Here is a 21,110-nt window from a genome sequence, read left to right as displayed (position 1 = left end):
TTTATCAGTCCACTTACAAGTTAAAACGGACGCACCAGAGCATTCGCTCCCAGCTTGGCCATTGTGCCCACGTAAACAAGGACAACGAACAGAGCCAAGGCAATTGCGAGACCCCAGGAACGGTTACGCTGAGCTTTTCGCTGCTGCGCAGTCGGGGTAACCAGTTCCAATTCTTCGCTATGCGGCTTCTGTACGGAATTTTCCATCAAATCACTCCAAAGGCTGTCAGCAGCCTGATTACCAGCGCTTCCACAAGCAGAACCGCAAAGACGCCCGACAGATACATCAGCGAGAAGCGGAACAGTTTGCGCGCTGCAAGCAGCATCTGCGTATGGCTTTCTGCAACCCACATGCGCCATGCATAATAAACAAATGCCAGACCGAGCAGCGCCGAGATCACGCCATAAGTAATACCGGCAAAGCCCAGCACATAGGGCAGCACGCCAACCGGCGCCATAATCACGGCATAGAACATCGCCTGTCGGCGGGTCGAAAGTTCGCCCTTCACGTTCGGCATCATCGGAATGCGTGCCGCTTCGTAATCATTGCTCGAAAACAACGACAATGCCCAGAAGTGCGGCGGCGTCCACAGGAAGATGATCATGAACAGAACGACGCTGTCCCATGTGATCTCGCCTGTTGCTGCAGCCCAGCCGATCATCGGCGGGAAAGCGCCAGCCGCGCCACCGATGACGATGTTCTGCGGTGTCGAGCGCTTGAGCCACATTGTGTAAATGACGGCATAGAAGAAAATGGTGAACGCAAGAAGGGCTGCGGAGAGCCAGTTGACCATCAGGCCCAGCGTGATCACGGAGAAGACCGACAGCGTCAGGCCAAAAGCCAGAACCTGATTGGGCGCAATCAGGCCAGCAGGGATCGGACGATTGCGCGTACGCTTCATCACTGCATCGATATCGGCATCGTACCACATATTGAGTGCGCCAGATGCACCAGCACCGACTGCAATGCAAAGAATGCTGATCGCTGCCAGTACCGGGTTCATATGGCCCGGTGCCAGCACCAGGCCAACAAGCCCTGTGAACACCACCAGCGACATGACGCGCGGCTTCAGCAGGACGAGGTAATCCCGTGCAGTCGCCTCTGAAAGAGCGAATGCATCGTCGGAAACCGTGTTTTTTTCCACCAGAGACATTAACTTCAATAACCTCGAATTCACCGGGCCGATGCTGCACTCTGCCCTGAGTGCACACCAGCAATTCAATATGACTATACCTCCCGGAGATGCATTCACTCCGATCGGAAGCGTCGTTCTTGAACGTCAACCGGCTACGGACGGATCTGAATGCCGCCCGCACATATCATAGTTTTGTTCAAGGGCGAACCCCTTTCCGGCGCTCGCCCTTTGCACAATTACTTTATACGCGGCAGCTGTTCCCACTGGTGGAACGGCGGAGGCGAAGAAAGCTGCCATTCCAGTGTCGTTGCGCCCTCACCCCATGGGTTTGCACCCGCTTCACGCTTCTTCGCGAATGCCTCAAAGACATTGTAGAGGAAGATCAGCACGGCAAAGCCCGAAATGTAGGAGCCGTAAGAAGACACCATGTTCCAGCCCGCATAGGCATCCGGATAGTCGATATAGCGACGTGGCATACCTGCGAGACCGAGGAAGTGCTGCGGGAAGAAGACGAGATTGACGCCGATGAAGGTGACCCAGAAGTGCAGCTTCGCGGTGAATTCGTCATACATATAGCCGCTCATCTTCGGGAACCAGTAATACCAGCCTGCGAAGATCGCGAACACCGCACCCAGCGACAGCACGTAATGGAAGTGTGCCACTACGTAATAGGTGTCATGCAGTGCGCGGTCGAGACCGGCATTGGCGAGCTGAACGCCGGTAACACCACCAACGGTGAACAGGAAGATGAAGCCAATCGCCCACAGCATCGGTGCACGGAAGGTCAGAGACCCGCCCCACATCGTCGCAATCCAGGAGAAAATCTTGATACCCGTCGGAACCGCAATAACCATCGTCGCGAAGACGAAGTAGCGCTGCGTGTCAAGCGACAGGCCGACCGTGTACATGTGGTGCGCCCAGACGACGAAGCCAACGACGCCAATCGCAACCATGGCATATGCCATGCCGAGATAACCGAATACCGGCTTGCGCGAGAAGGTCGAAATGATGTGGCTGACAATGCCGAAGCCCGGCAGGATCAGAATATACACTTCAGGGTGACCAAAGAACCAGAACAGATGCTGGTAAAGAATCGGATCACCGCCACCATCTGGCGAGAAGAACGTCGTTCCGAAGTTACGATCGGTAAGCAGCATGGTGATGCCACCCGCCAGAACCGGAAGCGACAACAGCAGCAGAAACGCCGTTACAAGCACAGCCCAGGCGAAAAGCGGCATCTTGTGCAGCGTCATGCCCGGAGCGCGCATGTTGAGGATCGTCGTGATGAAGTTGATCGCACCAAGGATCGACGATGCACCTGAAATGTGCAGCGCCAGAATGGCGAAATCCACCGCAGGTCCGGGCTGACCGGATGTCGAAAGCGGCGGATAAAGCGTCCAGCCACCACCCGGCCCCCAACCGCCTGCCGGACCCGGCATGAACAGCGAGATCAGGAGAAGCGTGAGTGCTGGTGGCAGAAGCCAGAACGAAATATTGTTCATACGCGGAAACGCCATATCAGGCGCGCCAATCATCAGTGGAATCATCCAATTGGCGAAACCACCGATCAGCGCAGGCATGACCATGAAGAAGATCATGACCAGAGCATGCGCCGAAGTGAACACGTTGAACATATGCTTGCCAGCATCGAGAGCAGCATCGCCCTCAACACCATAAACCATTTGTGCCAGACCATGGAAAATCTGGATGCCCGGCTCCTGCAGCTCCGCGCGCATCGCGATAGACAGCGCGCCGCCGATAATGCCGGAAATGATAGCAAAGATCAGGTACAGAGTACCGATGTCTTTATGATTAGTCGAGTAAACCCAGCGTACCCAGCCTTTTGGCTTGTGGTCGTCATGGGCTCCATGCTCGTGAGCTGCTGTGCCAGCCATGGAATTCGCTCCCGTTTTTCAACAGTCTTGCGTATCGAAGTCTTTAAAGACCCGCCGCAGCCACTTTATCGTTTGCATCGCCTTCAAGCTCGGCCTGAAGCGCCTTGTTCGCACCCGGAACATCCGAGGCCGCGGCCGTCAACCAGGTATCATATCGTTCTTTCGAAACGACACGAACGGCGATCGGCATAAAGGCATGATCTTTGCCGCAAAGCTCGGAGCACTGGCCGTAATAAAGGCCTTCCTTGTCAGCTTTGAACCAAGCCTCATTGATACGGCCCGGCACCGCGTCCATTTTCACGCCGAAAGCAGGAATAGTCCAGGAATGGATCACATCGGCAGCTGTTACCAGAAGACGCACTGTCTCGCCAATTGGCACGACAACTTCGTTATCGACTGCCAAAAGGCGCGGATAACGAGCGCGGTCTTCTTTGCCAGCTGCGGCACGATCGGCATCCTTGAGAAGGAGCGAATCAAAACTGACCGGTGTTTCGGTCTGATACTCGTAACCCCAATACCACTGATAGCCGGTTGCCTTGACCGTCAGTGTCGGATCCTCAGGTGAATACTGCGCTGTCAAAAGCTGAAATGACGGCACTGCCAAGAAAAGCAGAATGATCACCGGACCCACGGTCCAGACCACTTCGACAGCCGTATTGTGGCTGGTCTTGGATGGGTCTGGATTTGCGCTCGCGCGGAACTTAATCGCACACCAAATGAGCAAAGCCAGAACCAGCAATGTGATCGGAATGATAAACCAGAGCGTATAACGCTCAAACCAATGAATCTGCTCGGCAATACCCGTCGCAGCTTCTTGAAATCTTATCTCCCATGGACGCGGCTGATCCGCAAAAGCGGCACCGCTCGTCCACAGCAATGCGAAAGCACCAACGGCGGCACCCCGCGTTGTGGCAACAATTTTATCCACCAGAACTCTCTCCCTTTTCGCCCTTTCAGGCTGGACGCCGGACGTTTAGACGGCCGTATCCCCCGTCAGCGTTCAAACACACCTTAACGCACACCGCAAGGAAGGCGAATATGTTCCTGTGCGGCATTTTTGCGCGCAACCCTGCGTCAGAGCCCCGCATCCCGATCATTCAATAAAGCGTCACAAGCCTACGAAAACTTGGGAAAACCGCAGAAACACATAATGAAGCCATGATTTAGCAGGAGGTTTCCTCTAACGTGCCGCGTGATAATGGATGCAACTGCCGGGTACGCATCTGGGATGCAATACCGGTATCACCTTTGCGATGATGGCTCGGAAGCGACAATAGCTTTTCACCGTCTCTTTCGGAGGGTAACGTCCCGGTGATTCGATCTGGAGATTTCATGATTTTCCGTACATCCGCCCGCCGCTCGATTTTCCAGCGCCTTGCAATCCTTGCAACAGGTGCAGCCGTGGTATTCGCAGCTGCAACAATGCCGTCTGTCGCGCAGGAAACACCGACGCAGCTTCCAGCGCCAACTCAGGCGCCATCGCAGTCGCAAACTTCAACAACACCGCAGCAAAGCGGTACGCTCAAGTCGCAGCATGGCGCCTGGGCAATCCTGTGCGACACGCCTGCCGGAGCCAAAACCGAGCAATGCGCGCTCATCCAGAATGTTGTTGCTGCCAAGCGTCCCGAACTCGGCCTTTCGGTTGTTGTCCTCAAGACTGCCGACAATAAAGCCCGTATCCTGCGTGTTCTGGCCCCACTTGGGGTATTGCTGCCAAACGGCCTCGGTCTGAATGTGGATGGCAAGGACATTGGTCGCGCTTATTTCGTTCGCTGCTTTGAAGATGGTTGCTATGCAGAAGTCATTCTTGAGGATGAGCTGCTCAACACCTTCCGTAACGGCAAGTCTGCGACTTTCATTGTCTTCCAGACACCAGAAGAAGGCGTTGGCATTCCAGTGGATCTGAAAGGGTTTGGTGAAGGCTTCGACGCCTTGCCTTAATGAGATTTCGGCGCTGGCGGACTGCAATCACATTCCGCAGTGCTTCCGGTGCGTATGCACCTTTAACGCTGCGCTTCGGTTCTCGCGATCTGCGCTTTTCGCCTCGCCATCGCGAGAATTACAGCACTTCTTAATCTCAAGGTTGTTCTCAACCGATTTAGCGCTTACATCCTGTGGCAAACACATGCCGCAGGATTATTTTTATGAAGAGCCTGATCGATAGCTTCGACGCCAACCGTGACGATATTGAACGCCTTGTTTCGCAGAGCCTGAAAGGCAGCGACGACGGCGAACTCTTCATGGAGTATCGCGAAGCGGAAGCCCTTGTCTTCGATAATGGCCGCCTCAAGACTGGCTCGTTCAATCAGGATCAGGGGTTCGGCCTGCGCGCTGTTGCCGGCGAAGCCATCGGCTATGCTCACGCAGGCGATTTGTCGCTTGCTGCCCTCAAGCGTGCTTCGGATGCGGTTTCTGCAACGCTGACTGGTCATAGCGGTGCTTATGCGGCAGCCCCCGCCGGTACCAATCGCCATCTTTATACCGACGAGAACCCAATCGGTTCGCCCAGCTTCGATGCCAAGGTCCAGCTGCTCCAAAAGATCGATGCTTATCTGCGCGCCAAAGATCCAAAGGTGCGGCAGGTATCTGTCTCGATTGCTGGCTCATGGCAGCAAGTCGAAATTCTGCGCGCCGACGGGCATTTTGTCCGCGATATCCGCCCAATGGTGCGGCTCAGCGTTTCAGTCGTGGCGGGTAATGGCGACCGTCAGGAATCCGGCTCGCACACGCTTGGCGGACGCAAGGGCTTTGGCGATTTCATCACCACCGAAAGCTGGCAGCATGTGGCCGATGAAGCACTGCGTCAGGCGCTCGTCAATCTTGATGCGATCCCAGCTCCTGCTGGCACTTATGACATCGTTCTCGGCAATGGCTGGCCCGGTGTGATGTTGCATGAAGCTGTAGGCCATGGGCTTGAGGGTGATTTCAATCGCAAGAAGACTTCAGCCTTTGCGGGCCTGCTCGGACAGCAAGTGGCATCCAAGGGTGTCACCGTTGTCGATGATGGCACGATTTCTGAACGTCGCGGTTCGCTGACCATCGATGATGAAGGCACCCCAACCAATCGCACGGTGCTGATCGATGATGGCAAGCTCGTCAATTACATGCAGGATCGGCAGAATGCGCGTCTGATGGGCATGGAAGCAACCGGCAATGGTCGCCGCGAATCCTATGCTCATGCGCCCATGCCACGCATGACCAACACCTATATGCTTTCAGGCGACAAGACACCGGAAGAGATCATCGCATCCATGAAGAAGGGCATCTATGCCGTTTCATTTGGCGGCGGTCAGGTGGATATCACGTCTGGTAAATTCGTGTTCGGCTGCACCGAAGCCTACATGATCGAGGATGGCAAGATCGGCGCGCCAATCAAGGGTGCCATGCTGATCGGCAATGGCCCCGACGCCATGCAACGCATTTCGATGATCGGTAACGACATGAAGCTCGATACCGGCAGCGGCAATTGCGGCAAAGGCGGACAGTGGGTGCCTGTGGGCGTGGGTCAGCCACATCTGCGCATGGATCAGGTTACGGTAGGCGGCACAGCGGTTTAAAATTCCGCCATGCAGCTGATCGAAAAGTACCTACCAGATTATGGCTTCAACGAAGTCCATGGCTGCGATGTGAACACCTCGCCCGATGCCGTTTTGCTGGCAGCCATTGCTTATCGGCCTGAAACAGACGCGTTTTTCCGCAGCATGATAGGCTTGCGAGAATTGCCAATGCGAGCAATCGCACGTCTGCGCGGGCGCGAAAGCTCTGTTACACAACCCTTCGGTCTGCATGAGTTTACCTTGCTTGAACATGAACCCGGTCGGGCGCTGGTTTATGGGCTTATAGGGCAATTCTGGAAGGCTGATTTCGGCCTCTTCCAAATCGAAAACGCTGAAGCCTATCTGGCTTTCAGCACACCGGGCGTTGCAAAGCTGGCACTGACCTTCACCGTATCCGAACAAGGCGGGAAAACGCGTCTTGTCACCGAGACGCGTGTATTCTGCCCCGATCGTGCCAGCCATCTCCGTTTTCTGCCATACTGGTATCTGATCCGACCTGTCAGCGGCCTGATCCGGAACCGAATCCTTCATTCCATCAAGAAGGCCAGTGAGAAGGCATTCATACGATCCGGAAAACCTGCATAAATATCATCGCCCATGTCGAAATCATGCATAGCGAAGGCAATCCTATTGCAATCCAGAACGTGTAAAGTGCAAACTCAAAGGAAATAACCCGTCGGAGGAGATAATGCCTGAGACGCCATATGACTGGAGCGGAAAGCAGCCTCAAAAACGCTCCCGGCAAAAGCGCATGATGGTCATTGCAGCCGTCAGCATGATCGCCCTGCTCTTCACACTCGCTGTCGTAGACGCAATTCTCATTCTGGTCGACTGATGCTGCCGGTCTATGAGATTGACTGCTCCGGAATACAATCCCCCAACGAGCTTTGGCAGCGATATCTCGACACGGTGCCCGTGCTGGATCCTGAATCCTTCGGTTATACCCTCGATTCATTCTGGGATGGTGTGCAGTGGGGTGGCCCCGGCTCGCCCGGCGAATGCGAACTGGTGTTCAAAAATGCCGAAGCCCTGAGCGAGCTGAAGACCCTCGGCGGCAAACCATTTCTGGAAGCATTTCGGCAATTAGCGGCCGATACGGTTCGCGTGAAGATCAGGCTGGAACAGTAGAATGAAATACGATGAAATCATCAACCAAGAGAATTTTGATCTCCCCTTAAGTTTTAAACGTTTTCTTTCGATCAACAATCAACACAACCGCTTTGGTCAGTCATGGGGAAATTACGTTCATGCCTATCATCGAGCATTTGAGGTGATGGCACGCCATATGCTTGAAAATCCCATTAGAAACCAATGCGTCACCATTCCACTTTTCTATTTAGCCAGACACAGTATGGAATTGGCGCTCAAAGAAACTTTACTTGGATTTTCTGATAGTGGTATCCAAGCTGTTAAAGCAGAGGGACATAATCTCTTGACGCTATATGATGAACTTCTAAAAGTCCTCAAAGACAATGGTGTAAGCGATGAACAATGGAGTATTCACTGTCACAAAATTATTGTGCACCTTAACAAAGCCGATCCAAACGGTGAAAATTTTCGTTATCCAGAAGCGTTAAATCGTAAAGTCTTTCCAGAAGTCGAAGTAGATATCGAAGGTCTTATTCGCGCTCATCATCACGTGACACTATTGTCCGATTGTGTAGCAACGATGCTTGACGAACAACGTTTTCATGAGAGCTTTTGATAGCTTGAAACGATCCATAAACAACACGAACAGACTGATTCTATTAAAAAGTCTACTCCATAACGCGAAGAGCCTCGTCATACTTCGTTGAAGCTGCGACAAGTGCATCAATGTCATCGGCACAAAGAAACGCTCTCATTGCTTCAAATTTTGTCTCACTCCACTTATAAATTTCCAGATTAACAAGGGCATCAACGATAGCCACCGGAAAACGAGACCGAATAGGAACAGCGGGATTACCCGCAACGATTTCATAAGGCGCAACATCTTTGGTAACGATTGCGCCGGACGCAATGATAGAGCCTTCCCCAATTGTAATCCCCGGCATGATCATCGCGCGCATTCCAATCCACGCGCCATCGCCGATATGGGTGTCACCCTTGCCTTTATATGCATCCAGAATCACGTCGGGAAATGGATACAGACTGAACCAATCTGTGCGGTGCGTGTGATTTCCACCCATCAGAATGACAGCTTCTGCCCCAATACAAACGTAGTCACCAATATAAAGCTGGTCGACTGGCCATTGGGATTGCCAGGCATTCAGGCTGTATTCGTCACCGTACAAGTAACGAACGACGCTGTCCTCAAATGAGCCCGTCCATGCATTGCTGTAATAGCTATGTTTTCCTCGCACATGGATGTTCGGGTTTTTGACCGTTTTATGCAGGAGTTCGACAACAGACCAGTGCTTGGCGGGAAGACTTACGAAAGACACGGCTTCTATAACTTTCCAGAAACTTGTGGGGCCGTTCTTCTCGAAATGCCCCAAGACCCATCCAGTTGTGACCAGAAGTTACCGGCGACAACATCAGCGGATATTATCAGCGAAATTAAGCGCTTAAGCCACCCGCAACTGTAACAACGGTTCCAGTTACGAATCCTGATTTATCAGAAGCCAGCCAGAGAGCTGTTTGCGCGATATCTTCCGGCTCGGCAATTCGCCCCATGGGTGTCATTGCGGCGATCTTTGCTGGTCGATCCGGGTTTCCGCTCAATGCATGAATGGACGTATTGGTTGTTCCGACCCGAATGGCATTCACGCGGATACCTTCCGATGCCAGCTCTTTTCCCGCCCCTATCGAGATAGTTTCAACAGCACCTTTCGATGCAGCATAATGCACGTACTCGCCCGGACTTCCCAAAACCGCCGCCACAGATGAGATATTGATAATCGTTCCGCCAGCACCACCATCAATGGTCGACATGCGGCGCGTCGCTTCCTGCGTGCAATACAACAACCCAAAAACATTGGTTCTGAAGGTCTGCTCGAGTGCATCGTCCTGAAGCCCCTGGATGCGGGTATTCTGTCCGATGACGCCCGCATTATTCACAAGGCAGGAAACTGGCCCGAGTGCCTCATCGCAGGCCAAAAACAATGCTTCAACGTCTTGGCGGTTCGCCACATCACTCTGAACGGCAATTGCTTTCGCCCCAAAACCCTCGCAGGTTTTTACGATGCTAAGCGCTGCGCCTGCATCGCTTAGATAACTGATGCAGACATCATAACCTTCGCGGGCAAAGAGGCTTGCAGTGGCAGCGCCAATGCCTCTGCTGCCACCTGTAACAATAACGACTGGCCTCAAATCCCCGCCCTCCCCACTTTGATAGCGGCTCCAGCTAAGACTGAACAGTTGGAACCGCTCTATCTATTTGTTTTTCAGCATTATCCTACGCAAAATCGCTTCGCACTTTTGGCTCAGATGCTTTAAGCCGCAGGGTTTTCTTCCAGAAGTCCGGTGACGAAATCAAAGAGACCCGGACGACGGTCGCGGCGCAGGCGTTCGGCAACAATGATACCCTTGATGCCTGCATAGGAACGCTCAAGGTCTTCATTGATGACGATATAGTCGTACTTCACCCATTTCTGGATTTCAAAACGCGCATTTTGCAACCGTGTTTCGATCACGTCCGCCGTATCTTCCGCGCGGCGGTTGAGACGGTTTTGCAATTCGCGCATGGTCGGCGGTAGAATGAAGATCGAAACAACGTCGGCAGGCATCTTGGCCTGCAACTGTTCAGCGCCCTGCCAGTCGATATCGAACAACATGTCCTGACCATCGGCAAGTGCTTCCTCAGCCGTCTGACGCAGCGTGCCGTAGAAATTGCCATGCACTTCCGCCCATTCGATCAGCTGGTCATTGTCGCGCAGCCGCTCGAATTCACGTTTGGTGATGAAGTGATAATGCACGCCATTGATTTCGCTCGGGCGGCGTTCGCGTGTCGTAACGGAAATTGACAGCGAAAGCTTCATATCCGGATCGTTGAGCAACTGCCGCGCAATTGTGGATTTCCCCGCGCCCGAAGGCGAAGAGATGACCACCATAAGGCCTCTGCGTGCAATGCCATGTTCAACCGAAGAGATGGCCATTTTCCGTTACTCCAGATTCTGTACCTGTTCGCGAAACTGATCAACGACTGCCTTCAGCTCAAGGCCGATTGCCGTAATCGATGCTGCATTCGATTTCGAACACAATGTATTCGCTTCGCGATTAAATTCCTGTGAAAGAAAGTCAAGCTTGCGCCCAATCGGTCCGCCATCTGCAAGCAGCTTGCGCGCAGATGTCACATGCGTTTCCAGCCGATCCAGCTCTTCCTGAATGTCCGCTTTGGTCGCCAGGAATGCCGCTTCCTGATAAAGCCGCGTCTCATCAAGATCGCGCCCCGTATCCATCAACAACGATACCTGTCCTGCCAATCGGGTGCGGATCGCTTCAACGCTGCGCGACGGATCATTCCGCGCCGCCAGTGTCAGCCGCTCAATTGCATCGACATGACCGGACAGAATAGTGAAAAGTGACTGACCTTCATGCGATCGGGCGTCGGTGATTGCCTTGAGTGAAGCTTCAAACGCCGCGATAATTGCAGCCTCAAGGCCAGCGCGCGCATTGTCGTCTTCCGACACCTGTGCCTGATCGATAATGCCGCGCAACGACAGAACACCATCGACACTTGCCGGTGCAAGGCCGTGTCTGGCTTGCAATTCTGCGCCTAGCTTCAGCACTTCATCGAGCATGGCTTGATTAATTACAAAGCCAGCCTGTGCTTCTGAGCGCTCAATATTGAGACTAGCCTGAAAATTGCCACGCGAAAAATAGCGCGCCAGAAGCGACCGAACGGCATGCTCAGCGCCTTCCAGGCCTTGCGGCAGACGCAGGCGCAAATCCAGCCCCTTGCCGTTCACAGAGCGTACTTCCCACACGATACGCGCTTCACTATCAGCCGCGCCATACTGCATCGCGTGGCGCGCAAATCCTGTCATGCTCTGGAGCGCCATGCTTACATTCCTTTTTTAGGCATTCACAAATCGGGAAACCGCCCAATTATTGGGCGGTATTTTGCTGCTGTAGCTGGTTCTTTTCCTGCTCAACCGCGCGCCATTTACGCACATTGGCATTGTGTTCGGCCAAGGTTTTGGAGAAGACGTGACCGCCGGTACCATCTGCCACGAAGTACAGATCTTCCGTATCAAGTGGATTGGCCACGGCCTCGAGCGCTGCCCGTCCCGGATTGGCAATCGGTGTCGGCGGCAGGCCGTTGATGACATAAGTGTTGTATGGCGTTGGCTTTTCGATGTCCGACTTGAAGATCGGACGGTCGGATGGCTTGCCCGCACCGCCGAACAGACCATAAATGATAGTCGGGTCGGACTGGATGCGCATACCCTTGTTGAGACGATTCACGAAGACGGACGCCACATGCGGACGCTCCGATGCAATGCCTGTTTCCTTCTCGACGATCGACGCCAGCGTCACAAATTCATTCTTGTCCTTGACCGGCAGGTCAGCTCGGCGTTTCGCCCATGTGTCATCGATCAGTTTCTGCTGCGAGGAGATCATGCGGTTGATGATCTCCTCACGCGTCGTTCCGCGCGTGAAATTGAGCGTATCTGTAAACAATCCACCTTCTGGCGGCATATCTTTTGGCATGTCACCAAGCAGAGTTGGATCGACCGAAATGCGGTCAAATACCTGCTTGACGGTCAGACCTTCAGGAATGGTCAGCGGATACATGATCGACTTGCCGCTGATGAGGAGCTCCATCACATCGCGCATAGTCGCACCGGCGGGAATCGCATATTCGCCTGCCTTCAGATCGTTCTCATGACCGTAAGCGCGCATGCCGTAGCGGAAAATACGCGCATCACTGACAATTTCGCGACCTTCAAGGCTGTTGGAGACTTCCGAAACACCTGCTCCACGCTTGACGAGGAACGTCGTTTCAGCCGTCAGCGGACCCTTGGAATCGAACTGAACTTTCCCGAAGTAAAACAGCGCCGAAGCGCCCAACAATACCAGCACGATCAGCGACAGCATGAAGTTCATGAAGACGACGATCTGGCTGCGCGCATGACGTGAACGCTTACGCGGCGGTGGCGTACCCGGTTCCGGACGCAGAGCTTCAGAGGCAGATTTTGGCACGAAGGGCTTGCTTGCCGCGGCTTGCTCGGGCGTGGCTGCAGCTTGCGGCTGCTGCTCAGCAGGATTGGTTCCGGGCTTTTCTTCTGAACTCACACCATCACCTCGTCCTGAAACCCGTGCGAAAGGGCATACAAATCAAACAATTCTGTCTGATCACACTAAACGCAATTAGCAAGTTTAAACATCGCATTGGGTTATATTTTGGCAAAAACGCGGAGAAATCCCCGCGTTTTTGAACAGATCCGTTTTTTAAAGCTCAATCGCTCAAGAATAACGGCGCAGAACCAGCGAAGCATTGGTGCCGCCGAAGCCGAAAGAGTTCGACAGGACAATGTCAATCTTCCGTTCGCGCGGTTTGTGCGGAACCAGATCGATTTTGGTTTCAACCGCTGGATTGTCCAGATTAAGCGTCGCAGGCGCAATGTTGTCACGAATTGCGAGCGTCGAGAAGATCGCTTCCGCAGCGCCCGCAGCGCCCAGCAAGTGACCGATAGACGACTTGGTTGAAGACATCGAAACCTTCGAGGCTGCATCGCCTATAACGCGCTCGACTGCACCAAGTTCAATCGTATCCGCCATGGTCGATGTGCCATGGGCATTGATATAATCGATCTGGTCAGGCGTGATTTCCGCACGCTTGATCGCGGCGATCATACAGCGTTCTGCGCCCTCACCACTCTCGGTTGGCGCAGTGATGTGGTACGCATCACCCGACAGACCGTAGCCGATGACTTCGGCATAGATCTTAGCGCCACGCGCCAAAGCATGTTCCAGCTCTTCAAGAACGACAACGCCAGCGCCTTCACCCATAACGAAACCATCGCGGTCAGTGTCATAAGGGCGCGAAGCTGCGGTCGGGTCGTCATTACGCTTAGTGGAAAGCGCCTTGCACGCAGCAAAACCTGCGAGTGAAATGCGGCTGACCGCCGATTCCGTGCCACCGGCGACCATAACGTCTGCGTCGTCAAAAGCGATCAGACGGGCAGCGTCGCCAATGGCGTGTGTGCCGGTTGCGCAAGCTGTGACGACCGAATGATTTGGACCGCGAAGTCCGTGCTTGATCGAAACATGGCCAGAGGCCAGATTGATCAGACGACCAGGGATGAAGAATGGTGAAATGCGGCGCGGACCTTTGTCACGCAGCGTAAGGCCAGCCTCAACGATACCCTCGATACCGCCGATGCCCGAACCGATCAGAACGCCTGTGCGCACCTGATCTTCATCGCTTTCAGGATGCCAGTTGGCATCGTCCAATGCCTGATCGGCAGCGCCAACGGCATAAACGATGAACGGATCAACCTTGCGCTGTTCCTTCGGCTCCATGTGGAGGTCGGGATTGAAGGTGCCATTGGTGCCATCACCAAGGGGAATGCGGCAGGCGATCTGGCAAGGCAGATCATCAACTTCAAATTCCGTGACGCGGCGAGCACCGCTTTGACCGGCAATAAGACGCTTCCAAGTCTCTTCGACACCGCTAGCAAGCGGCGACACCAGACCAAGACCGGTGATGACGACACGCCTCATATCCACCCCTTAAATTTGATAAACTTCGTTGGAGCCATCCCGCAGGCAAACAGTGCCTCATACGGACGATGCTCAATCTGAATTACCGGCACATTACCGGCCGTAATTTGCCGCAGCCACAACCGGCTATTGGCAGTCGGTGTTTTCTGGATGGGCTGCTTACAGTCGCCCACCAGAAGACAAGCAGGGCCGGGATTCGGTAGAATCCCAGCCCCGAAAGCTCAGATTAGGCAGAAGCCTTATCGATGAACTTCACAGCGTCGCCGACCGTGAGGATCGTTTCTGCAGCGTCGTCAGGAATTTCAACGCCAAATTCTTCTTCGAAAGCCATGACGAGCTCGACGGTGTCGAGGCTGTCTGCACCAAGATCATCAATGAAGCTTGCGCCTTCGGTGACCTTGTCTGCATCTACACCCAGATGCTCAACAACGATTTTCTTGACGCGCTCTGCGGTATCGCTCATGTCGGAACCTCGACCTGTTGTTAACTTGCTCTGCCTTGGTTAGCGGCATGCATGATTGTAATCAAGTTATAAGATGCCTGCCAAGTTTTGAGTTCACTCACCCTGACAATCACCCTGTGGATATTCCTTACGGAACAGGAAAACGGCACCTCGCAATCGAAATGCCGAAACTCTCGTCGGGCGCATTACCATGCTTCTTGAACAAGGCAAAGCGCATTTTGCTTTTCAGAGCCCGACTTTAAGACTTTATATACCGTAAAATACCGATTCAAGAGCCCTTAAAAGGCTTTTAAATCATAGCCATACCGCCATTAACGTGCAAGGTCTGACCTGTGACGTATGCAGCCTCGTTGCTTGCCAGATAAAGCACAGCCGCAGCAATATCGCCACCCACGCCCATCCGCTTCATGGGGATGCTACCCATGATCGCTTCCTTCTGCTTTTCGTTCAGCTTGTCCGTCATCGCCGATTCGATAAAGCCCGGCGCCACGCAGTTGACTGTGACATTACGGCTTGCGATTTCCTGTGCAAGAGACTTCGAGAAGCCAATGAGACCGGCCTTGGAAGCACAATAATTGGCCTGACCCGGATTGCCAGTCACGCCGACGATCGACGTAATGTTAATGATACGTCCATTGCGGCGGCGCATCATCGGGTGGGTCAGCTCACGCGTCAGGTTGAAAACCGATGTCAGATTGACATTGAGAACCGCATCCCAATCTTCATCGCTCATGCGCACGAAAAGGCCATCACGGGTGATGCCGGCATTGTTAACGAGAATGTCAACGCCGCCCATTTCATCTTCAGCTTTCTGGCCAAGCGCCTTGACAGCTTCGCGGTCAGAAAGATTGGCCGGAAAGACGAAAGTGCGATCGCCGAGCTCAGCAGCAAGTTCTTTCAGCTTCTCTTCGCGCGTGCCGTGCAGGCCAACGATGGCACCCTGTGCATGAAGAGCGCGAGCAATCGCTTCGCCCAGACCGCCAGTCGCACCGGTTACGAGAGCCTTGCGGCCAGTCAGATCAAACATCTCAGATCCTCTTATGCATTAAGTGCAGCGAGTGCTGCATCGATTTCTTCGGCTGAGCCAACGGTTACGCCAGCAACATCCTTGGAGATGCGGCGCGCAAGACCGGTCAGCACTTTGCCCGACCCTACTTCATAAAGCGTAGTCACACCATTGGCCGCGAACCATTCAACGGTTTCACGCCAGCGAACCTGACCTGTGACCTGCTCTACCAGCAGATCGGCAATTTCATTGGCATCTGTCACAGGTGCCGCACGCACATTTGCAATGAGTGGTACGATAGGGTTGTGCTTTTCAACGCTTGCGAGTGCTTCGCGCATGGCTTCTGCCGCTGGTGCCATCAGGCTTGAATGAAAGGGGGCAGAAACCGGCAGCATGATTGCGCGCTTGGCACCCTTTTCGGACGCTAGCTTTGCGGCCAGCTCCACCGCAGCTTTGGAACCCGAGATAACCAGCTGGCCGCCGCCATTGTCATTGGCGATCTGCACCGAACCAGAAGCTTTTGCTTCTGCACAGATGGCTTCAACGTCGCTGTGCTCAAGGCCGATAATAGCAGCCATTGCGCCTTCACCGACCGGAACAGCCTTTTGCATCGCATTGCCGCGAATGCGCAGGAGACGAGCGGTATCTGCCAGAGAGAATGTACCGGCTGCGCAAAGTGCGGAATATTCACCGAGTGAATGACCGGCGACATAAGCAACCTTGTCTTTCAGCGAAAATCCGCGCGCTTCCAGGACGCGCAATGTGGCAATGGAGACCGCCATAAGTGCGGGTTGCGCATTGGCTGTCAGCGTGAGAACGTCTTCAGGACCTTCAAACATTGTGGCAGAGAGTTTTTCGCCCAGTGCCGCGTCCACTTCCTCGAAAACGGCGCGTGCCTCAGCAAACTGTTCGGCAAGAGCCTTGCCCATGCCTACTGCCTGGCTACCCTGTCCGGGAAAGGTGAATGCTACTGCCATGAATGCCTCACTTGATCTGACAATTTTGCGCGATGTGCCCCATCATGCGTTGAAAAGTCAAGTAATTGTCGGTTTTTCGAGGTTATGCGGCTTGCAAACCCGGGGAAAAACACGTATTAGCCGCCCGTTCGTTGCTGGCATTAGCTGGGGGCTGAACGGAGGAGCGGTCTGTTCTTCAACTATTTGTTGAACTTTCCGTGGAAGTCGTAAGTGCTTCTGCTTCCCGTGTCCCCGCTCTCGATTGTCTTTACCCAAGCGTCCTTTCTTCTCCGGTTTTCCGGCAAAAGAGAAGTCGCAGAGGCTTAGCCGTTAGTGCCAGCATGATGTAACAGAAGAAAGGCAAAGCCAATGGCTCTTTATGAACATGTGCTTCTTGCCCGCCAAGACATTTCCCAGCAGCAGGTCGACGCTCTCGTCGAACAGTACAAGGGTGTCCTCGAAGCTAATGGCGGCAAGGTCGGTAAGGTAGAAAACTGGGGTCTTCGTCCCCTCACCTACCGTATCAAGAAGAATCGCAAGGCGTATTACACGCTCGTAAACATTGACGCTCCGGCTGCTGCCGTTGCTGAAATGGAACGCCAGATGCGCATCAACGAAGACGTTCTGCGCTTCCTTACCATTCGCGTTGAAGAACACGAAGAAGGCCAGTCGGCTATGCTTGCGCGCCGCGACGATCGTCGTGAACGCGATGGTGACGACCGCGGCCCACGCCGTCCACGCGAAGGCGGTTTCGACCGTGGTGATCGCGGCGACCGCGGTGATCGTGGCCCACGCCGTCCACGTGACAACGAAGCTGGTGAAGGAGCATAATCATGGTTGATATCAATCAGATCCCGACCCGTCGTCCTTTCCATCGCCGTCGCAAGACGTGCCCGTTCTCCGGCGCAAACGCACCGAAGATCGACTACAAGGACATCAAGCTCCTGCAGCGTTACATTTCTGAACGCGGCAAGATCGTTCCTTCCCGTATTACGGCTGTCAGCCAGAAGAAGCAGCGCGAACTCGCCAAGGCGATCAAGCGTGCCCGTTTCCTCGGCCTGCTCCCATACGTTGTGAAGTAAGACTTTTGGGAGACGGTTCGCCGTCTCCCGATCTTCGTTCTTGTGAAGGGCACAAGCGAAGTAATTAAATCCCAAGTTGGGGTGAACGCGACTTTGTCGGCACCTCTAACTGCAAAACCGGAATAGCCGGAGCAGGACAGCGAGTTTATGAAATTCAATGGAACCATCATTGGTGTCGGCATTCTGGCGGGGCTTGCCTCGGCATTGATGTCGTCTGGCGTCATTGCCCAGTCGGGAATGGCCGTGGTTCTGTATTTCCTGACACCGTTGCCTATTTTTGTTGCCGCTCTTGGCTGGGGTTCGAGCGCAGGGCTTGTAGCTGCTGCTGCTGCCACCGTTGCCGTCGGCATTTTTGCCGCCCCTATGGCAGCACTGCTCATGGCGCTCACAAGTTACGCGCCTGCTGCAATCGGTGCTTATCTTTCAGGCCTTGCCCGGCCCGCTTCTGAACTCGGCGGCCCCAAAGACGTGATGGTCTGGTATCCACTTTCGGATATCGTCTTCCGTCTGGCATTGATGGTGGCTGCAAGCTTCATCATTATCGGTTTCATTGTGGGTTTCGGGCCGGACATGGCGCGAGAACTTGCAAACACGCTGATCGACCGCCTTGCCGAAGCTGACCCGCAATTTACCGCCAGCGATGAAATGCGCCAGAGCGTCAGCGCACTTCTGATGGTGGCGCTCCCTGCAATTCAGCCAGCGACATGTCTCGCCATTCTCGTCGGCAACCTCTATCTGGCTCTGCGTCTGACAGCCCTCTCGGGTCGTCTGCGCCGTCCACGTGATGACTGGCCTGCAACAATGCGCATGCCGCGTCAGGCATTGCTTGTTTTTGCCGTGGCTCTTGCGGTTGCGTTTTTGCCCGGCGTTGCTGGTCTCGTTGCAACCGTTGTTGTTGGTGCGCTGAGCTTTGGCTTCATGATCGCAGGTCTTGCAACTTTCCATCACCGCTCGCGCGGCAAAGCATGGCGACCCGTAGTGCTGTGGTTAGTCTATGTGGCGATCGTGCTTTTCGCATTTCTGCTTTTTGTCTTCATGGTTTTTGGTCTTTTCGATACATCGCGCGGCGCGCCAATCTCGAAAATTCCGAACGCCGATAACCAATAAACCAATTGATACACTCGAAAGGAAACTCAAATGGACGTTATTCTTCTGGAACGCATTAGCCGCCTCGGTCAGATGGGCGACACCGTTAAGGTCAAGGACGGCTTTGCCCGTAACTTCCTTCTCCCACAGGGCAAGGCTCTTCGTGCCAACGAAGCCAACCGCAAGAAGTTTGAAGGCCAGCGCGCACAGCTCGAAGCTCAGAACCTTGAGCGTAAGAGCGAAGCTGAAGCAGTTGCAACCAAGCTCAACGGCGAATCGTTTATCGTTGTTCGTTCGGCTGGTGAAACCGGTCAGCTTTACGGTTCGGTTTCGACCCGCGACATCGCTGATATCATCACTGCAAACGGCTTCTCGCTGCACCGCAATCAGGTTGAGCTGAAGCAGCCAATCAAGGCAATTGGCGTGCATGACATTGTTATTTCCCTGCATCCTGAAGTCGAAGTTACGGTTTCCGTAAACATCGCCCGCTCGACTGAAGAAGCCGAACGTCAGGCAAAGGGTGAAGACCTGACTTCGATCGAAGCCATCTACGGCATCGAAGAAGCCCCACTTGCTGATGAAGTCTTCGACGAAGACGAAGAAGGCGAAGACGAGGCTTAATCTGCCCGGTTCAATCACCACGGAAGCAACGCTCTTCAGCGATGTTTCCAATGGTGGTAAACTTTTTATGATCATGCCCGGCGGTCTCCGTCGGGCATTTTCTCTTTTCAGATCAGAAATTTTGCCTATTCTCTGTATTAGTATTGGATTGGAGAGGGTGCTGACGGAAACGTCCGCGTTTGCTCAGGCGAACAGCCAGAGGCCGGCCAAAGAGAGACTGACCAAAGGGATATTGCCTGAAAATCTGATGACAGCGCGGCTTTAAAGGCAACAAGCCGTCTGCCATGCAACCGCATGGACGTTTACGCCTGCTTTCTGCTTCAATCTCTAAAAGGAGATGGGGCCGATGTATGGAATGCTGCGTACTGTTCTTTTGCATATGATCAAAATAGGTGACCTGACGGTTACCGATTCTGATGGGTCTGCTTCTCAGTATGGAGACAAAACCGGACAACCGGTTCATATCCGTTTTAATACCCGCCATGCCGAGCGCGCCGTAGCGCTCAACCCTGAACTGAAGCTTGCAGAATGCTTCATGGATAGCGAGATCGATTTCGTCGAAGGCGATATCTATACGCTGCTCAGGATCGTCTTTGAGAACACCGGCCCTTCAGCCGCAACAGAACCGTGGATGAAGGCTGCAGGAAAGTTCCGGATACTGTTTCGTCGATTCCAGCAGATGAACACGATTGCCCGGTCATCAAGCAATATCAAAAGCCATTATGATCTTTCGGGCGCGCTTTATGATCTGTTTCTGGATCCCGACAAGCAGTATTCCTGTGCTTATTTTGATCCACCCAATGCAACACTTGCTGAAGCACAGCTTGCCAAAAAGCGGCATATCGCAGCCAAGCTGCTCGTCAAGGAAGATCATAAGGTGCTTGATATCGGCTGCGGTTGGGGCGGCATGGGCCTCTACCTTGCCCGCTTTCTCAAAGCCAATGTAACCGGCGTTACATTGTCGGCAGAACAGCACGCCATCGCCAACAAACGCGCCGTGGACGAAGGGCTCGATGCACGCGCAAAATTTGAACTGACCGACTATCGCAATATCGACGATACGTTTGATCGACTGGTTTCAGTCGGCATGTTTGAGCATGTCGGCGTCGGCCACTTTGCCGAATATTTCCAACATGCCGCGCGGCTTCTCAAGAAAGACGGTGTGTTCCTGCTGCATGCCATCGGCCGGGCTGACGGACCGGGAGCGACCAATCCATTCATCCGCAAGTACATATTCCCCGGTGGCTATATTCCGGCTCTGTCCGAAGTGCTGCCGCATATCGAAAAGGCTGGGCTTTACGTCACTGACATCGAAATCCTGCGTCTTCATTATGCTGAAACGCTGAAAGAATGGCGGCTTGCCTTCATGGAGCGGCGGGACGAGGCAAAGGCACTCTATGACGAACGTTTCTGCCGTATGTGGGAGTTTTATCTGGCTGCGTCGGAAAGTGCTTTCCGCTGGCAGAACATGATGGTCTTTCACATCCAGATTGCCCACAAACAAGAGGCTGTGCCGCTAACGCGTAATTACATCGAGGCGGAAGAAAAGCGATTGAAGCGGCTCGACAGCGCACCTAAAGGAGCCAACAGCGAAACGCAGGCACAAAACAAGCGCGTAAAGGCCTAATAACAGTCAGCACAACCAGAAAGGGCTGCCTG

Annotated in this window: 24 protein-coding genes; 11 read left to right on the top strand and 13 right to left on the bottom strand. The window is 53.8% G+C overall.

All coding sequences use genetic code 11. The features are described from left to right. Window positions 1-20: 20 nt before the first annotated feature. From CEV32_RS21130 to coxB, 4 genes are all read right to left on the bottom strand, one after another. Window positions 21-206, bottom strand: coding sequence for a hypothetical protein (locus CEV32_RS21130; protein ID WP_094579031.1), 186 nt, complete (start codon window positions 204-206; stop codon window positions 21-23). Next, complete coding sequence (gene cyoE / locus CEV32_RS21125) at window positions 206-1,153, bottom strand: heme o synthase (RefSeq protein ID WP_094579030.1); 948 nt, start codon at window positions 1,151-1,153, stop codon at window positions 206-208. Before cyoE ends, CEV32_RS21130 begins: the two co-directional genes overlap by 1 nt. Before the next feature lie 218 nt (window positions 1,154-1,371). Beyond that, on the bottom strand, window positions 1,372-3,030 hold the full coding sequence (gene ctaD / locus CEV32_RS21120) for a cytochrome c oxidase subunit I (protein ID WP_094541608.1): 1,659 nt from the start codon (window positions 3,028-3,030) through the stop codon (window positions 1,372-1,374). A 43-nt stretch (window positions 3,031-3,073) separates the two neighbouring features. After that, window positions 3,074-3,958, bottom strand: a complete 885-nt coding sequence (gene coxB, locus CEV32_RS21115) for a cytochrome c oxidase subunit II (RefSeq protein WP_094579029.1) — start codon at window positions 3,956-3,958, stop codon at window positions 3,074-3,076. 404 nt (window positions 3,959-4,362) lie between these two features. Between coxB and CEV32_RS21110 the strand changes: the two genes are divergently transcribed. From CEV32_RS21110 to CEV32_RS21090, 6 genes are all read left to right on the top strand, one after another. After that, complete coding sequence (locus CEV32_RS21110; RefSeq protein ID WP_094579028.1) at window positions 4,363-4,971, top strand: invasion associated locus B family protein; 609 nt, start codon at window positions 4,363-4,365, stop codon at window positions 4,969-4,971. Between the two features lie 203 nt (window positions 4,972-5,174). Continuing rightward, a complete protein-coding gene (gene tldD, locus CEV32_RS21105; RefSeq protein ID WP_094579027.1) occupies window positions 5,175-6,587 on the top strand; it encodes a metalloprotease TldD in 1,413 nt (470 codons plus the stop codon). Window positions 6,588-6,596: 9 nt separating this feature from the next. Continuing rightward, window positions 6,597-7,172, top strand: coding sequence for a hypothetical protein (locus CEV32_RS21100; RefSeq protein ID WP_094579026.1), 576 nt, complete (start codon window positions 6,597-6,599; stop codon window positions 7,170-7,172). 103 nt (window positions 7,173-7,275) lie between these two features. Continuing rightward, window positions 7,276-7,422 carry a hypothetical protein gene (locus tag CEV32_RS23770; protein WP_167382831.1) on the top strand — a complete coding sequence of 49 codons (147 nt, stop codon included), beginning with the start codon at window positions 7,276-7,278 and terminating at the stop codon, window positions 7,420-7,422. Next, window positions 7,422-7,715, top strand: coding sequence for a hypothetical protein (locus tag CEV32_RS21095; protein WP_094579025.1), 294 nt, complete (start codon window positions 7,422-7,424; stop codon window positions 7,713-7,715). The genes CEV32_RS23770 and CEV32_RS21095 overlap by 1 nt, the downstream gene beginning before the upstream one ends. Before the next feature lies 1 nt (window position 7,716). Beyond that, window positions 7,717-8,292, top strand: coding sequence for a hypothetical protein (locus tag CEV32_RS21090; RefSeq protein ID WP_094579024.1), 576 nt, complete (start codon window positions 7,717-7,719; stop codon window positions 8,290-8,292). Between the two features lie 52 nt (window positions 8,293-8,344). On the opposite strand, the gene CEV32_RS21085 is transcribed toward CEV32_RS21090, so the two are convergent. From CEV32_RS21085 to fabD, 9 genes are all read right to left on the bottom strand, one after another. After that, on the bottom strand, window positions 8,345-9,064 hold the full coding sequence (locus CEV32_RS21085; protein WP_235818854.1) for a CatB-related O-acetyltransferase: 720 nt from the start codon (window positions 9,062-9,064) through the stop codon (window positions 8,345-8,347). A gap of 61 nt (window positions 9,065-9,125) precedes the next feature. Then, window positions 9,126-9,878: an SDR family oxidoreductase gene (locus CEV32_RS21080; protein ID WP_094579022.1), complete on the bottom strand. Its 753-nt coding sequence runs from the start codon at window positions 9,876-9,878 to the stop codon at window positions 9,126-9,128. 122 nt (window positions 9,879-10,000) lie between these two features. Then, window positions 10,001-10,663, bottom strand: a complete 663-nt coding sequence (gene gmk, locus CEV32_RS21075) for a guanylate kinase (RefSeq protein WP_094579021.1) — start codon at window positions 10,661-10,663, stop codon at window positions 10,001-10,003. A 6-nt stretch (window positions 10,664-10,669) separates the two neighbouring features. Then, a complete protein-coding gene (locus CEV32_RS21070) occupies window positions 10,670-11,569 on the bottom strand; it encodes a YicC/YloC family endoribonuclease (protein ID WP_094579020.1) in 900 nt (299 codons plus the stop codon). Between the two features lie 46 nt (window positions 11,570-11,615). Continuing rightward, on the bottom strand, window positions 11,616-12,806 hold the full coding sequence (gene mltG, locus CEV32_RS21065) for an endolytic transglycosylase MltG (protein WP_094579019.1): 1,191 nt from the start codon (window positions 12,804-12,806) through the stop codon (window positions 11,616-11,618). A gap of 171 nt (window positions 12,807-12,977) precedes the next feature. Continuing rightward, a complete protein-coding gene (fabF, locus tag CEV32_RS21060; RefSeq protein WP_094579018.1) occupies window positions 12,978-14,237 on the bottom strand; it encodes a beta-ketoacyl-ACP synthase II in 1,260 nt (419 codons plus the stop codon). 226 nt (window positions 14,238-14,463) lie between these two features. Beyond that, window positions 14,464-14,700 (bottom strand): acyl carrier protein, encoded by a 237-nt coding sequence (locus CEV32_RS21055; RefSeq protein ID WP_002963616.1) that lies wholly within the window; start codon window positions 14,698-14,700, stop codon window positions 14,464-14,466. 289 nt (window positions 14,701-14,989) lie between these two features. Further along, window positions 14,990-15,727 (bottom strand): 3-oxoacyl-[acyl-carrier-protein] reductase, encoded by a 738-nt coding sequence (gene fabG / locus CEV32_RS21045; RefSeq protein ID WP_094579016.1) that lies wholly within the window; start codon window positions 15,725-15,727, stop codon window positions 14,990-14,992. 11 nt (window positions 15,728-15,738) lie between these two features. Further along, a complete protein-coding gene (gene fabD, locus CEV32_RS21040) occupies window positions 15,739-16,683 on the bottom strand; it encodes an ACP S-malonyltransferase (RefSeq protein ID WP_094579015.1) in 945 nt (314 codons plus the stop codon). Between the two features lie 348 nt (window positions 16,684-17,031). Between fabD and rpsF the strand changes: the two genes are divergently transcribed. From rpsF to CEV32_RS21005, 5 genes are all read left to right on the top strand, one after another. Continuing rightward, on the top strand, window positions 17,032-17,493 hold the full coding sequence (gene rpsF / locus CEV32_RS21030; protein ID WP_094579014.1) for a 30S ribosomal protein S6: 462 nt from the start codon (window positions 17,032-17,034) through the stop codon (window positions 17,491-17,493). 2 nt (window positions 17,494-17,495) lie between these two features. Further along, complete coding sequence (rpsR, locus tag CEV32_RS21025) at window positions 17,496-17,744, top strand: 30S ribosomal protein S18 (protein WP_006466219.1); 249 nt, start codon at window positions 17,496-17,498, stop codon at window positions 17,742-17,744. Window positions 17,745-17,891: 147 nt separating this feature from the next. Further along, window positions 17,892-18,851: a DUF2232 domain-containing protein gene (locus CEV32_RS21020; RefSeq protein ID WP_094579013.1), complete on the top strand. Its 960-nt coding sequence runs from the start codon at window positions 17,892-17,894 to the stop codon at window positions 18,849-18,851. 30 nt (window positions 18,852-18,881) lie between these two features. Continuing rightward, on the top strand, window positions 18,882-19,451 hold the full coding sequence (rplI, locus tag CEV32_RS21015) for a 50S ribosomal protein L9 (protein WP_094579012.1): 570 nt from the start codon (window positions 18,882-18,884) through the stop codon (window positions 19,449-19,451). 346 nt (window positions 19,452-19,797) lie between these two features. Beyond that, window positions 19,798-21,078 carry an SAM-dependent methyltransferase gene (locus CEV32_RS21005; protein WP_094579010.1) on the top strand — a complete coding sequence of 427 codons (1,281 nt, stop codon included), beginning with the start codon at window positions 19,798-19,800 and terminating at the stop codon, window positions 21,076-21,078. Window positions 21,079-21,110: the final 32 nt, after the last annotated feature.

It is taken from the genome of Brucella rhizosphaerae, from assembly GCF_002252475.1.
In the GTDB taxonomy this organism is placed as follows: Bacteria; Pseudomonadota; Alphaproteobacteria; order Rhizobiales; family Rhizobiaceae; genus Brucella; species Brucella rhizosphaerae.
This window is presented reverse-complemented; position numbering and strand designations above follow the sequence as displayed.